Origin of the sequence: Psychroflexus gondwanensis ACAM 44 (assembly GCF_000355905.1) — a bacterium.
In the GTDB taxonomy this organism is placed as follows: Bacteria; Bacteroidota; Bacteroidia; order Flavobacteriales; family Flavobacteriaceae; genus Psychroflexus; species Psychroflexus gondwanensis.
In genome coordinates, this window is sequence record NZ_APLF01000018.1 from 59,448 (window position 1) to 72,938 (window position 13,491).

Sequence of the window (13,491 nt, forward strand, 5' to 3'; positions counted from 1 at the left end):
TAAAATCAAACGTTTACAAAAAGCTTACTAGGGGGAATTCAATTTGATTTGTTTTAAAAATATGAAATACTTACTTATTATATGTGTCATTTTCTTCAGTTGTACTGACGATAGATCTCTGGACTCTGATGAGTTTGAAGTGATTCCAAGATTTGAAGCCAATGTGTTTCAAACTGTGTATACCGCAGAACTGATCAATGCAGGAAATGATTCTATCCCTATTCCCAATACTATTCGTGATTTTGTGGATATTGATTTTTTAAATGAACAGTATAATGCTGATTATTTAGAATCTTTAGAATTCAAGTTCTTAGCAGAGAACAGTATCAATAGACCTCAAACTTTAGATTTTATTTTCTTTGATATCGATGATTTTGAAACTTTTAGAGTCACGGAGACTATTCCATCAGGAAGTTTGACAGGCCCTAGTATTAAAACTTTTTCGGTTGAACTCAATCCTCAACAAATTGATATAATTACTTCGAGTATACGAGCAGAAGTTTTTGTAAATCAGCCCAGAGCGGCAACAAATATCGGTGAGATGCAAATTGAATGTATTGTGGAAGCAGGTTATCTTTATCCAGGAGAATGAAGTACATCCCTATTCTTTTTTTTGTTCTAGTATCCAATATTCTGTGGAGTCAAGACAATCATTTGCTCTACAATCAAACGCATAACCCGCAATCTTTGATGTTGAATCCTGGAGCTGCTTATGAAAAAACAAACTTCCATATCGGAGTTCCTATACTTTCTAATGTTTATGCCTCGGTTGGAAACACAGTGCTCAATGTTGATAATTTATTCAACACTAGAGATTTCAACGTCAATGTAGCAGAATCTCTAGACCGGATATCAGCTAAAGATTTTGTGGCTTTCAATCAAAAGATTGATCTTATCAATTTCGGTTGGAAACGCAAGTCTATTTATTACACCGCTGGGGTTTATCAAGAAAGTGATGCTGTATTTAATTTTCCAAAAGACTTACTAGAACTGGCCTATTTTGGAAATGCTGGTCAAAATAGAAGTTATGATATTGGACAGATCAACTTCAGAGGAAACCTACAGACCGTTTTTCATATTGGAATTAATCAACAAGTGAACGACGATTTACATATCGGAGTACGAGGAAAACTCTACACTTCCAGTGTTAATATAAAATCAGTTGGAAATACTGGGCATTTCGTCTCCAAAGAGAATGAGGAAGGGCTTTTGCTCAACCAAAGCATAAGCAATTTGGACTTAAGATTCCAAAGTACAGGTTTTGAAAGTTTTGATGAACTGACTCCTGGGAATATACTCATAGGTTCTAACTATGGTTTAGGCTTAGATTTTGGACTGTCTTATTATTTCAACGATAGGCTAGAGTTCACAGGAAGTATTTTGGACCTTGGTTTTATTCACTTTAGTAAAGATACCAGACAGGATGTTTATCAAGGCTTTTTTGAATATGATGGGCTTAGTCTTCAATTTCCTGATTTCCAAAATGGGGACGATTTGATTACTTACTATCAAAATTTGGGGGATGATATTGAAACGAATTTACCAGAGGAGATTACTTCTGGCTCCTATATGTATATGCAACCAACTAAGATAAATTTGGGATTAAGTTATAATTTTGGAGGAGAAGCCGGTCCATGCAATTGCAGGCTAAAATCTTCAGGAAAGCGCTCTGGCAACCAAACTCTTAGTCTGCATGCTTTTAGTATGGTAAGTGCTGGGAATCTGTTTTACAGCCTCAATGGAATGTACGAGCGAAGCTTTTGGAAAGTCTTGTATGCAAAAGTGAGTTTAGGAATAGATCAATTTAATAGACCAAACTATGGAGGAGGTTTGGCCCTAGATGTTTGGAAATTAAACTTATCTCTAAATGTGGATCGCTTAAATCATTTTAATAACATTTATAATGCCGAGGCGCTAACTTATCAGTTTGGTTTAAACCTAAAACTTTAAAGTCTTTTTTTTAAATTTCACCACATACCCCAAGCCTTCAAGGACTACCCAACATTCCGTAGTACTCGTATAAGTCACAGTTCCTTGAATATGTTCAAAACCTAAAGAAGTCATATCTAGTTTTACGCCTGCTTGCATTTTTTGCAATCCATGGTTTTCAAATTGACTATCGTCCAGAAGTGATTTTAAACTTTCAACTTCTTCAGAAGTGACCTTGGCGGGTTGCCCAAGCCAATACAAATATCTTATAGCATTTTTCCTGTTAAAAACTAGCTCTCTTTTTTCGTTTTCAATATATACTAAAATCATAGAAGGGAGAAGGGGTGTTTCTACCTTCTTTTTTCGATCGCTCCACACTTTAAGTTCAACTTGAGTAGGGCAGTAAGCTTCAATTCCATCCTCTTGTAGTTGCTGAGCAAGCTTTTTCTCTGCTCGAGGCTTGGTGTAGAGAACATACCAGAAAGAGTCTGATTTTGAAGATGAATTCATAGAGATTAAAATAACAACAAGCTCAGATCTAAATATACATTTAATCCATTATAACCTCAAACGAATGGGAAAGACCTTTAAACTCATCTAGTTCCGCGGTTAAAGAACCCACAGCAAGTTCTGCTTCAATTTTTAAGGGGATTTTGTTTTGGTCTGCGCTTATCCAAAATGTTAAGCTTTCTTGAGCTTCAAAAACACGTTCTGCTTTCACGTATGGTCTAAATTTTAAGCAGGCCACTTTTCCGAATTTAGTATCCAAGACTTCATAACCAAGGAATTTAGTCTTAAAATCATAGTTTTCATTATCAAAAAACATGTTCAAGTTAAACTCTTGACCAATCCGCAAGGTTTCAATATTAATACTGTTCCTAAGTTTATAGAAGGCGGAAAGCATATCTTGAGTATTGAGCTCAAAATCAAAAGATTCTGTTGTTTTGTGCTTATAATCTACGACTTTGACCCGTTGTGAATTGTGATTAAAGTAGAGTTCTTTATGCTTTTTGTACCCTCCTTCATTAATGTCTCTTATAAACTTTACGGGCAGTCCATCTTGGTTAACGAAGGTTTCGTATCGATCTCTCACTCTAAAGAACACATCTAACAAACCAACACTTTTTCCATTGCCGATAATGTGATGAACATCCTCATTGTTTAGTTTGGTTTTTCTGACTTCAAGAGTGGCTTTGCTCGTATTAAACCACCCGTATTTTATTTTAAAACTCAACCACTCTCCATCTTCATATGCAGATTGGCTGTAACTGCAAAAAACACTTGAAATGGCAATAACTAGGCTAAGGATAAATTTCATAAAGATAGAATGTCTATTCAAATTTCAATATAATCAATTAGTATGCCTTTATTTTATGATAACTTTAAAAGCGAAAGCCTCGCACTTTAGAAGAGGCTTTCAATTTCTGTACTGTAATACCAATTTAAAGTGTTCCTCTTAAGGTCTGTTCCCTTTCAATAGCTTCAAACAAAGCTTTAAAGTTTCCTTTTCCAAAAGATTGCGCTCCTTTACGTTGAATAATTTCAAAAAACATGGTAGGTCTATCCAAAATAGGTTTGGTAAAAATTTGAAGCAAATAGCCTTCATCATCACTATCAATTAAGATCCCAAGTTCTTTCAGCGGTGCCAAATCTTCGTCTATTTCTCCTACGCGGTCCAAAACAGTGTCGTAATAAGTTTCAGGAATGTTTAAGAATTCAACACCTCTTTTTTGGAGTTCGCTTACGGTTTCAATGATGTTATCTGTGGCTACAGCAATATGTTGAACCCCAGAACCATTATAAAAATCAATATACTCTTCAATTTGTGACTTCTTTTTCCCTTTGGCAGGTTCGTTAATCGGGAACTTTATTCTTCCATTTCCGTTGCTCATCACTTTACTCATCAGGGCGGTATATTCTGTAGAGATATCTTTATCATCAAAAGATAGCAATTGAGCAAAACCCATCACTTCAGCATAAAAATTTACCCATTTATTCATCTCGTTCCAGCCTACATTTCCAACGATGTGGTCAATATATTTTAGACCTACACCTTCGGTTTTGTAAGATTTTGTCCAGGAGTGGTATCCCGGTAAAAATGGACCTTCATAGTCTTTTCGTTCTATAAACAAGTGAATAGTCTCACCATAGGTATGTATACCAGAAATAACAGCTTTACCATTGTCGTCCTCAATGGTGTAAGGCTCTACATAAGGTTTTGCCCCACGCTTTACGGTTTCTTCAAAACTCTTAGCAGCATCATCTACCCATAGCGACACAAATTTTACTCCATCACCATGTTCATTGATATGTCGATTAATATCACCGCCATCGCTCATTGGGCTGGTTAGTACTAGCCTTATTTTTCCTTGTTGTAAAACATAGGAAGTAGAATCTTTTTTTCCCGTTTCCAAGCCCGCATAGGCTACTGGCTGAAACCCCCATGCTGTCTGGTAATAGTAGGCTGCTTGTTTGGCATTTCCTACGTAAAGCTCTACAAAATCGGTTCCTAGAATAGGAAGGAAATCTTCCGCCTCAAGATTTACTTTGGTTAATTTCTGACTAGTGGTATCTGTGCTCATGAGTTTAGGTTTTTAATTCTTAATTTATATATTTTGGGCGTTCCCCTCTCCAACGAGTTGGAAAGGGTCGGGCTTTTGTTTCAAGTTTCTTCACTAGGCTTAGCAAGTCTAAAGTTGTCCTTTTGTCTTCTTTTAGTCGCCAAGTCCAACAAGACTTCTAGCGCCACATTCAGAAAGCTTTTCACGACAATCCCTAACGCAAGGCTAAGCCTTAATGATTGTCTTCTAGCCAAGATTTATGATAGCTATCATCGGCAATAGCCATGCCTTCTTTAGTTATCTTTAAAGGTTTGAAGGTATCTACCATCACGGCTAATTCTTCTGTTTTAGTTTGGCCAATACTTCGCTCTACAGCCCCAGGATGCGGTCCGTGAGGAATCCCCGCGGGATGTAACGAGATATGACCGGCTTCTATATCATTTCTACTCATAAAATCTCCATCGACATAATACAACACCTCATCGCTATCAATATTACTATGGTTGTAAGGTGCCGGTATACTTTCTGGATGGTAATCAAATAATCTAGGACAAAATGAGCACACCACAAAAGCATCGGTTTCAAAGGTTTGATGAACAGGCGGTGGTTGGTGAATCCTTCCTGTAATGGGCTCAAAATCATGGATAGAAAATGCATATGGGTAATTATAGCCATCATAGCCTACCACATCAAAAGGGTGAGAGGCGTATACCATATCGAACAATTGATTTTCCTTTTTAACCTTTATTAAAAAGTCCCCTTTTTCATTGTTGGTCTCCAATTCGTAAGGCTGCCTTAAGTCCCTTTCACAAAAAGGGGCATGCTCTAGCAATTGTCCAAAGTGATTGCGATAGCGTTTTGGGGTGTAAATAGGTCTTCTGGACTCGACAATGAACAAGCGATTATCCTCCGTTTCAAAATCAATTTTATAAATTATACCTCTAGGGATGAGAAGGTAGTCGCCATATCCAAAATCCAGATTCCCCAAGTGAGTTCTTAGTTTACCTTTCCCTTTATGGATAAAAAGCAATTCGTCTGCATCTGCATTTTTGTAGAAATAGTCTTTGGAAGATTCGGTTGGGGCTGCCAGAATTATATTGACATCCGCATTGTGTAAAACGGTGATTCTACTGTCTAGATAATCTGGCTGTGGTATGGTTTTAAATCCATGAAACTTATAAGATTTTAGATTGGTATCCACAGCAATTTTGGGAGTCACATCCTTACTTCCCAATATTTTTTTGACTTGCGTAGGATGTTGCTCGTGATAGCTATTGGTGGACATGCCGTCAAAACCTATGGTTCCAAAAAGTTGCTCTCGGTATAAAGAGCCATCAGGTTTTTTAAAGATGGTATGTCTTTTATGTGGAATTTTACCAAGTTTATGATAGAAAGGCATGATAATTACGATTTATTCAAATATCGTGAAAATAGATGTAATTTAAAATAGGATAGGGTTATAAATATAAATTTGCTTTAAAAAGCAACTTTTTTCAACGAGGGAATCTTTCTCAGGACTTGAGTATCGATTAAAACCAGTATCCAATACTTACAAACCATTGACTTTCATTTGTTTCTGGAGAATAGGTATATTTTAAATCGACAGGTCCTAAAATGGTTTGCGATCCAAATCCAATTCCATACCCAGAAAAATCTGGAGCACTTAACCAGTTTCCAGAGGATAACAGATCATCTTCTACGTTGGCATAGTTTGCGGTAAAGAGGAGGTGATTTCTTTTGTAAAAATTATAATCAATCTGCAAAATTCCTTTGATATATGAGTTGGCAGATAGCGTAAAAAAGTCGTAGCCTAAAAAGTGTTTGAAATTATTGATGGGCTCATTTCCAAAACCACCAAGGAAAAAATTTAAGCCAGCTAAGTCTTCATTTCCGGTTCTAAACCCAAGCTCGGAGCCTATATAGCCCGAGACTCTGTTGAAGAGGGGCTGGGCATAACCCGCTTCACCTTTGGCGATGGCAAACTCAGAATAATTATCGAAAACAGGGAAATATACATTCACTTGACCAGTTAACAAATGCCCAGAACTAGGGTAAAATTTATCGTTCATAGTATCAAATTTCACGTAGCCATAAGTGCTAAACAAGTTGTTTTTTTCTATAATAGTTAATGCCTCGCTTATTTCTGGATCTTGTATAAAGGTTTCTGTAGTGGCCTCGAGAAACTTATACTCTGCTCCAACACCAAATTTAAAATCTTGGGTTAAGAATGTTTCCGCAAAAATACGATTGGTAAAATCCTTGTTTTTTAAACGAACTTGGTTCAAATTCAAAGGATTTTCTGTTCCTACATTCTGCTGTATAAATTCAAAGTTAACATCATCATCAAATTGATTATATCGTGAAGAAACACCGATGCTCCAATACCGCCCTTTATCGATATAATAATCAAAATTATAACGAAGATTATCACCGATAATGAGGTCTAGAGAAATAATATCGTTGGTGAGAAAGAAACTCTTTTTGGTAAGATTAGCTAGAAAACTGGTTTTATAAAGTTGGTCGTAATGAATTCCAAACCTTAACTGAGTGTTTTGTTCACTTTCATAAATTTTCAATCTCAAGTCTTTAAACTCTCCATTTTGAATAAGCTCGTAGTTAATTTTATTAAAACTCCCCGTAGCGGTTAAATTATTGAGACCTGCATTTAGCTTTTTAAAACTTGTTTTTTCGAAAGTATTTACTTTCAATTTACCTCTGATGTAGTTTCTTGGAAACTTATTATTGCCAACAATATCTATGTTTCCAATAGCAAGGCTATCATTAAGCTGGATGGGCTGTCGCGGGGTATTACCTTTATTCTGAGCCTGTGCTATTAATTTGAGAGGGCTTATTTTTTTTCTAGCAGCCAGCTCCCCATTGTTTATAATTTTTTCTCCTTGATCAAACGATAGGACCGAAAAATTATCGATGTTGGGATGTATATAAAGATCAGTTTTAAGGCTTTTTTCTTCGGCATCTCTTATGGTTCTAAAGTTATTGACCTGAGTAAGAATTTCAAAACCGCTTTTTAGGTTTTCCTTAGTGCGCAAGTTATCTTGCACATCTACTCCTATAATAATATCCATTCCCTTAGCACGAACTTCTTCAACAGGAAAATTATTTATCACTCCGCCATCGGTCAACATTATACCATCTATAAAAACAGGACTAAATAGTGTAGGAATTGCTCCACTTGCAGAGAGTGACGTCGCAAGGTCTCCCTCTTCAATAAGCACCTGCTCTCCAGTTTCTACATTGGTAGCTATACAAAAGAAAGGAATTGGAAGCTCACTAAAATCGGTCTCCTCCACATGAGATAAAAGCTGTGCGTAGAGGTTGTAGATATTTTGGCCTTTGGATAAGCCTGAAGGTAAATTAACTTGAAAATCATCGAAAGGAAGTTTAAGCACATAACGCTCGGCCTCTTTCCTTTCATAAAAACTTCTAGCTTGCCTAGGTAAGTTATCTTGAATTAAAGCTCCAAAATCTGTAATTTTAAAAATAGAATCCAATTGTCTAGTGGTATAGCCAGAAGCATACAAACCACCAATTATGGCTCCCATGCTCGAGCCTCCTATATAATCTATACGAATACCCGCTTCTTCAATCACTTTTAGAACACCAATATGTGCTAAGCCCTTTGCTCCACCACCACTCAGCACTAAGCCTACCTTCAAGTCTTTATGGAGCTGCTTAAGACTATCCAGCCTGGATAAGTCTATATCTTGCCCAAAAACAAAGACAGGGAATAGGAAAAAAAGAAGTTTAAGTTTCATTTTGAGTATGGTAATGTGAGTAAATAATATTTGCTTTAGAGCTTCCTATGACATCTTCAAGCTCTTTCAGGCTTGCTTTTTTTACCTTAGTAATGGATCTAAAATTTTGCAAAAGCTCTATGGATGTTTTTTCTCCAATTCCTGTGATTTCTTCCAATTCTGTGCCAATGGCACTTTTACTTCGTTTATTTCTATGAAAGGTGATACCAAACCGGTGGGCCTCATTTCTCAACTGCTGGATAATCTTTAAAGTTTCCGTCTTTTTGTCTAGGTATAATGGGTATTGATCTCCAGGGTAAAATAACTCTTCTAGACGTTTTGCAATCCCTATAATTGGGATTTTACCTCGTAATCCCAATCGTTCCAAAGCAGTTACCCCAGAGGAGAGTTGGCCTTTTCCTCCGTCTACAATAACCAGCTGAGGTAAAGGTTCATCTTCTTCTAGCAATCGTCTATAGCGTCTGTAAACGACTTCCTCCATGGAAGCAAAATCGTCTGGCCCCACCACAGTTTTTATATTGAATTTTCTATAGTCTTTTTTACTGGGTTTTCCGTTTTTGAAGACTACACAGGCCGCAACAGGATTGGAGCCTTGTATGTTTGAGTTATCAAAACACTCAATATGCCTTGGTTCTTCATGTAACCTTAAATCTTCTTTCATTTGAGCCATCAATCGGTTGGTATGCCGATCTGGATCTACAATCTTCATTTGTTTAAAACGCTCCATGCGGAAATATTTGGCATTTCGTGTAGAAAGTTCTACAATTGCCTTTTTATCTCCCAATTTTGGAACCGTGACTCTTACATATTCTCCTGCTGTGACTTCAAAAGGCACGTATATCTCTGGAGATTTAGAATCAAAGCGTTGTCTGATTTCTGTGATCCCTAACTCTAGAAGCTCAGCATCACTTTCATCTAACTTCTTTTTCATCTCGATGGTATGCGACCTTACAATGGCTCCATGCGATAATTGCATAAAATTGACATATCCATAACCTTCATCACTTACTACAGAAAAGACATCTACATTATTGATTTTTGGGTTAACCACTGTAGATTTAGACTGGTATTTTTCTAGGGTGCTTATTTTCCGCTTTACTTTTTCAGCTTCTTCAAATCGCATCTCCTCTGCGAGATGACTCATTTGCTCTCTAAAATCTTTGAGAGAATCTTTAAGATTACCTTTTACGATGTTTCGGATTGCTTCAATCTGTTTCATGTATTCGCCTTCGTCCTGAAGGTCTTCACAAGGCCCTTTACAATTTCCAAGGTGGTATTCTAAACAGACTTTATACTTGCCGTTATCGATTTTTGCTTTAGATAAATCATAGTTACAGGTCCTGAGTTGGTAGAGACCCTTAATCAATCCTAAAAGTGTTTTTACAGTTCTTAAACTCGGGTAAGGTCCGTAATATTCACTTCCATCTTTTATGACTTGCCGCGTTAGAAAAACTCTCGGGAAGCGTTCATTTTTAATACACAGCCAAGGATAGGTTTTATCGTCTCTCAACATAATGTTGAAACGCGGCTGGAGTTTTTTAATCAGGTTATTTTCAAGCAGCAGAGCATCCATTTCAGAATCGACAACGATGTGCTTGATGTTTTTTATTTTCTTAACCATCACCCCAATGCGATGGCTGTCATGTTGTTTGTTGAAGTAAGAAGAGACTCTTTTTTTAAGGTTTTTGGCTTTCCCTACGTATAAAATCCTATCGTCTTTGTCGTAATATTGATAAACCCCAGGACTTTCTGGAAGCGTTTTTACCTGTATGTCGAGATCTGTAGATTCCATAATTTGTGTTGACTGCAAAGTTAAGTTTTATCCATGAGGTTGGATAAGAGTTTATAAAAATGAAAAGTTATTTTGATGTAGTAACTAATCATGGATTATTTATAAATTCGATGAAGCTTAATGAATAATACCAAACTAGATGATTATACTTTACTCAAGCAAAAATGAAATTCAGTTGTTTAAATTATAGGTTAATTTTAGTTGTGGTATTATTCTTTTGTAGTGCGACTCACTATGGTCAATCCAACGATAGGGAAATGGCCTTATATAACGTTGGTTTTGCATCTGTCTTTAGTGGAGTAGGAGCACTTATTAATAAGAAACCAGATGAAAAGTGGCATAAGGTGTTATTAAAAGGTATCGCTCAAGGAGCGGCTGGAGGTTATTTAATTTTTGAAAGCAAACGACTTATAGGAAAAATTGAATCTAAGCGTGCCTGGGAATACAGCTGGTACGCAAAGTTTGTTAATTCAGCGGGGACTTCTATTGTTGAAAATGCCGCTTCCAACCGTAACTTTTATGATTTATGGCACTTCAATATTGGCTTTAATCGCTTGGAGCTAGATACTCGAGACCAACTAAAATTGAAGTATAAGCTTATGCCACTATCATTTATTGCTACAACGTACTCTTTGGTTAACCATGATTTTGAATTTGAACGAACCTTACAATCAGGTGAACTTGTCTTTTCTGGTAATACCATTAAAGATTATAATGCTAGTGGAACTGCTATAGCAAATGTTGTTGTTCTCGATAAAACAGAAATGGATAATTATGCTTTTCTATCTCATGAGTTTATACATGTTTACCAATATTATGATTTTAATGTATTTAATACCTACTTGAATAAACCACTTCAAAACTTAAAGGTGAATTCTAATATTTTTGATAGAGTATCCAATCACTTATATTATGATTTGCAAGGATTAATTTTTTATCCATTATATTTCTCACAAATTCAAAACATTGATTGTCATTACGATAATTTCTTTGAGAATGAGGCGGGCTATTATTCCAATACGATTTTTTGTAATTAGACAATTACAATCATTAATAAAAAAAGTACGAATATGAGTACTTTTGTTTATCTTTGTGATATGGAGATAGTTAACTACACAAACTTTCGTTCTAATCTTAAGCATTGGTTTGACAAGGTCATTGATGATGTGAGTGATGTTGTTATTAAGCGTAAAAACGGTAAAGATTTAGTTCTAATATCTTTAGACGAGTACAACTCACTTAAGGAGACGACCTATTTATTAAGTGGCAAGAACAGAGATGTCTTACTTGACTCAGTAAAGGAATTAGAAGAGGGTAGAGGCAAAATCAAAGACCTTATTGAGTAATGAATATAGTTTGGTCGGCCAAATCATGGGATGATTATTTGTATTGGCAAAAAGTCGACAAGAAACTATTAAAGAGAGTCAATGTGCTTATCAAAAGTTGTATTAGAACTCCTTTTGAGGGTATTGGAAAACCTGAAGCTCTTAAAGGAGATTTGCAAGGTTATTGGTCGAGGAGAATCACTTCAGAACACCGACTGGTCTACAAATATGAAAATGATCAATTATGGATTGCTGCCTGCCGTTACCATTACTAAAATAAGATCTATACCAAAACTCTAGTCACTCGTTGCGAAATTCTGGTGATAACTTCGTAAGGAATCGTTTGTTGTTCTATATCGAAGTCTAGAACCGTGTGATTTTTTCCGAAGATCTCTACTTCGTCACCTTCTTCACAGTCTATTCCTGTGACATCTAGCATTAAAGTGTCCATACAAATGTTACCAATGATAGGCGCTTTTTGGTGATTTACTAAGACTTGTGCTTTTCCATTCCCAAAATTTCTGGAAATACCATCGGCATAGCCTAGAGGTAGTGTTGCGATTTTAGTCTCGCGCTCAGCTTTAAACTTACGTTCATAACCCACGCTATCTCCTTTTTGGATTGTTCTTAATTGAGCAATGACAGTTTTGAGACTTGCGACTGCTTTCAGCATCTTATGCTCTTTGGGATTGTTGCCATAGCCATAAAGAGCAATGCCGGCTCTTACCATGTCGTATTCTGCCTCAGGATAATTTAAAATGCCACTAGAGTTGCAAATATGACTTTCGAAAGTGTAGGGCAAGTGGTTTTCAAAAAATTGTCTGGCCTGTTTAAATTTTGAAATTTGTCCTTTGGTAAATTCAACTTCATCCTTATTTCCCGAGGCTGCTAGGTGAGAAAATAAGCCTATTATTTTAATTTTTTTATTGGCTTTAAGATGTTGAAGAATTAAATTTAAGTCATCAATTTCAAAACCAAGCCGGTTAAGCCCTGTATTGATTTTAAGGTGAATGCCAAAAGAATCTATTTCGTGCAGAGCTAGCTCTGCATTAAGTGCTTCTAAAAAACGATGGTTATAAACACTTGGGGTAAGTTGGAAGTCAATTAGTTTTTGAATTTCTTCCAATTGTGGATAAAACACAAGAATAGGAACTTCAATCCCCGCTTCTCTTAATCGAACACCTTCTTCGATATAGGCCACAGCAAGATGCTGTACTCCAATTTTAACAAGGTGCTGACCGATAATAATGGAATCTGTTCCGTAAGCAAAAGCTTTGACCACTCCCATAATTTTGGTTTTTTGGCTCAAGTAACTTTTAAGGAGTTTATAGTTGTCTTCCAAAGCCTGGAGATCAATCTCAAGTCGAGTTTCTAATACTTTGGACATTATTTAGGTTTTTTTGAGGACAGTTCTTCAGAATCTTTGACTTCGATGCGCTTTACTTTTTCTTTGAGCATTGCTTTAAAATAGGCTGCCCTGCTCAACGGCTCATATTCATCGGTCTCTCCTAGAAGAACTAGGTCTTCTTTGGACGATTTTCTAAAGCTATACTGAGCCAAATTTCCAGTTCTTGTGCAGACCGCATGGACTTTGGTTACATATTCTGCTGTGGCCATCAGATTAGGCATTGGGCCAAAGGGGTTGCCTTTAAAATCCATATCCAATCCAGCGACAATCACCCGCACGCCTCTGTTGGCTAAATCGTTGCACACCGAAATGATCTCGTCGTCAAAAAATTGAGCTTCGTCGATACCTACCACATCACAGCCGTCTGCAAGCAATCGAATATTAGCTGCAGCAGGAACAGGGGTAGAGCGAATAGAATTTTCGTCGTGGGAGACCACTTCAGTATCATCATATCGCCTATCTATTTGAGGTTTAAAGATTTCTACTTTTTGCTTGGCAAATTTAGCGCGTTTAAGACGTCTTATTAATTCTTCCGTTTTACCAGAAAACATACTCCCACAGATCACCTCGATCCATCCAAATTGCTCTTTGTGATTAACGGTATTTTCGAGAAACATTTTGTAATTTAGAGCGTTAATAATTAAATTCTAGCTTTAGAATATCAAGGCTAAAATTAGCAAAAATTATAGGGTCTTTAAAA

General features: G+C 36.5%; 13 protein-coding genes. 5 read left to right on the top strand and 8 right to left on the bottom strand.

The features are described 5' to 3' along the window. The first annotated feature begins 61 nt into the window (after positions 1-61). Both PGOND44_RS13180 and PGOND44_RS13185 read left to right on the top strand, forming a co-directional pair. On the top strand, positions 62-592 hold the full coding sequence (locus PGOND44_RS13180) for a hypothetical protein (RefSeq protein ID WP_003443613.1): 531 nt from the start codon (positions 62-64) through the stop codon (positions 590-592). After that, positions 589-1,950 (top strand): DUF5723 family protein, encoded by a 1,362-nt coding sequence (locus PGOND44_RS13185; protein WP_040556170.1) that lies wholly within the window; start codon positions 589-591, stop codon positions 1,948-1,950. Before PGOND44_RS13180 ends, PGOND44_RS13185 begins: the two co-directional genes overlap by 4 nt. Here PGOND44_RS13185 and PGOND44_RS13190 read toward each other — a convergent pair. The 6 genes from PGOND44_RS13190 to uvrC all read right to left on the bottom strand — a co-directional run bounded on the left by PGOND44_RS13190 (position 1,939) and on the right by uvrC (position 10,058). Next, entirely contained in the window at positions 1,939-2,439 is a 501-nt protein-coding gene (locus PGOND44_RS13190) for a UpxY family transcription antiterminator (RefSeq protein ID WP_003443621.1), read from the bottom strand. The genes PGOND44_RS13185 and PGOND44_RS13190 overlap by 12 nt on opposite strands. Positions 2,440-2,479: 40 nt before the next feature. Continuing rightward, entirely contained in the window at positions 2,480-3,247 is a 768-nt protein-coding gene (locus PGOND44_RS13195) for a DUF3108 domain-containing protein (RefSeq protein WP_003443624.1), read from the bottom strand. Between the two features lie 124 nt (positions 3,248-3,371). Next, positions 3,372-4,511: a 4-hydroxyphenylpyruvate dioxygenase gene (hppD, locus tag PGOND44_RS13200; protein WP_003443627.1), complete on the bottom strand. Its 1,140-nt coding sequence runs from the start codon at positions 4,509-4,511 to the stop codon at positions 3,372-3,374. 211 nt (positions 4,512-4,722) lie between these two features. Beyond that, positions 4,723-5,889, bottom strand: a complete 1,167-nt coding sequence (locus tag PGOND44_RS13205; RefSeq protein WP_003443630.1) for a homogentisate 1,2-dioxygenase — start codon at positions 5,887-5,889, stop codon at positions 4,723-4,725. 130 nt (positions 5,890-6,019) lie between these two features. Beyond that, positions 6,020-8,266 (bottom strand): patatin-like phospholipase family protein, encoded by a 2,247-nt coding sequence (locus PGOND44_RS13210; RefSeq protein ID WP_003443634.1) that lies wholly within the window; start codon positions 8,264-8,266, stop codon positions 6,020-6,022. Beyond that, positions 8,256-10,058: an excinuclease ABC subunit UvrC gene (gene uvrC / locus PGOND44_RS13215; RefSeq protein ID WP_003443636.1), complete on the bottom strand. Its 1,803-nt coding sequence runs from the start codon at positions 10,056-10,058 to the stop codon at positions 8,256-8,258. Before uvrC ends, PGOND44_RS13210 begins: the two co-directional genes overlap by 11 nt. 164 nt (positions 10,059-10,222) lie before the next feature. On the opposite strand from uvrC, the gene PGOND44_RS13220 reads away from it, so the two are divergent. The 3 genes from PGOND44_RS13220 to PGOND44_RS13230 are packed head-to-tail and all read left to right on the top strand — an operon-like array spanning position 10,223 to position 11,658. After that, positions 10,223-11,095 (top strand): hypothetical protein, encoded by an 873-nt coding sequence (locus PGOND44_RS13220; RefSeq protein WP_040556172.1) that lies wholly within the window; start codon positions 10,223-10,225, stop codon positions 11,093-11,095. 60 nt (positions 11,096-11,155) lie between these two features. Continuing rightward, entirely contained in the window at positions 11,156-11,404 is a 249-nt protein-coding gene (locus PGOND44_RS13225) for a type II toxin-antitoxin system Phd/YefM family antitoxin (protein ID WP_040556174.1), read from the top strand. Continuing rightward, positions 11,404-11,658 carry a Txe/YoeB family addiction module toxin gene (locus PGOND44_RS13230; RefSeq protein ID WP_003443644.1) on the top strand — a complete coding sequence of 85 codons (255 nt, stop codon included), beginning with the start codon at positions 11,404-11,406 and terminating at the stop codon, positions 11,656-11,658. Before PGOND44_RS13225 ends, PGOND44_RS13230 begins: the two co-directional genes overlap by 1 nt. Positions 11,659-11,666: 8 nt before the next feature. Here PGOND44_RS13230 and alr read toward each other — a convergent pair whose 3' ends face one another. Together alr and PGOND44_RS13240 are read right to left on the bottom strand one after the other, a co-directional pair. Then, a complete protein-coding gene (gene alr / locus PGOND44_RS13235) occupies positions 11,667-12,770 on the bottom strand; it encodes an alanine racemase (protein WP_003443646.1) in 1,104 nt (367 codons plus the stop codon). Beyond that, positions 12,770-13,408 carry a thymidine kinase gene (locus PGOND44_RS13240; RefSeq protein WP_003443649.1) on the bottom strand — a complete coding sequence of 213 codons (639 nt, stop codon included), beginning with the start codon at positions 13,406-13,408 and terminating at the stop codon, positions 12,770-12,772. The genes alr and PGOND44_RS13240 overlap by 1 nt, the downstream gene beginning before the upstream one ends. Positions 13,409-13,491 lie beyond the last annotated feature (83 nt).

Bases quoted from the DNA above. Each gene is read 5' to 3' on its own strand.
- PGOND44_RS13180 (WP_003443613.1), top strand. From the start codon at position 62: ATGAAATACTTACTTATTATATGTGTCATTTTCTTCAGTTGTACTGAC.
- PGOND44_RS13185 (WP_040556170.1), top strand. From the start codon at position 589: ATGAAGTACATCCCTATTCTTTTTTTTGTTCTAGTATCCAATATTCTG.
- PGOND44_RS13190 (WP_003443621.1), bottom strand. From the start codon at position 2,439: ATGAATTCATCTTCAAAATCAGACTCTTTCTGGTATGTTCTCTACACC.
- PGOND44_RS13195 (WP_003443624.1), bottom strand. From the start codon at position 3,247: ATGAAATTTATCCTTAGCCTAGTTATTGCCATTTCAAGTGTTTTTTGC.
- hppD (WP_003443627.1), bottom strand. From the start codon at position 4,511: ATGAGCACAGATACCACTAGTCAGAAATTAACCAAAGTAAATCTTGAG.
- PGOND44_RS13205 (WP_003443630.1), bottom strand. From the start codon at position 5,889: ATGCCTTTCTATCATAAACTTGGTAAAATTCCACATAAAAGACATACC.
- PGOND44_RS13210 (WP_003443634.1), bottom strand. From the start codon at position 8,266: ATGAAACTTAAACTTCTTTTTTTCCTATTCCCTGTCTTTGTTTTTGGG.
- uvrC (WP_003443636.1), bottom strand. From the start codon at position 10,058: ATGGAATCTACAGATCTCGACATACAGGTAAAAACGCTTCCAGAAAGT.
- PGOND44_RS13220 (WP_040556172.1), top strand. From the start codon at position 10,223: ATGAAATTCAGTTGTTTAAATTATAGGTTAATTTTAGTTGTGGTATTA.
- PGOND44_RS13225 (WP_040556174.1), top strand. From the start codon at position 11,156: ATGGAGATAGTTAACTACACAAACTTTCGTTCTAATCTTAAGCATTGG.
- PGOND44_RS13230 (WP_003443644.1), top strand. From the start codon at position 11,404: ATGAATATAGTTTGGTCGGCCAAATCATGGGATGATTATTTGTATTGG.
- alr (WP_003443646.1), bottom strand. From the start codon at position 12,770: ATGTCCAAAGTATTAGAAACTCGACTTGAGATTGATCTCCAGGCTTTG.
- PGOND44_RS13240 (WP_003443649.1), bottom strand. From the start codon at position 13,408: ATGTTTCTCGAAAATACCGTTAATCACAAAGAGCAATTTGGATGGATC.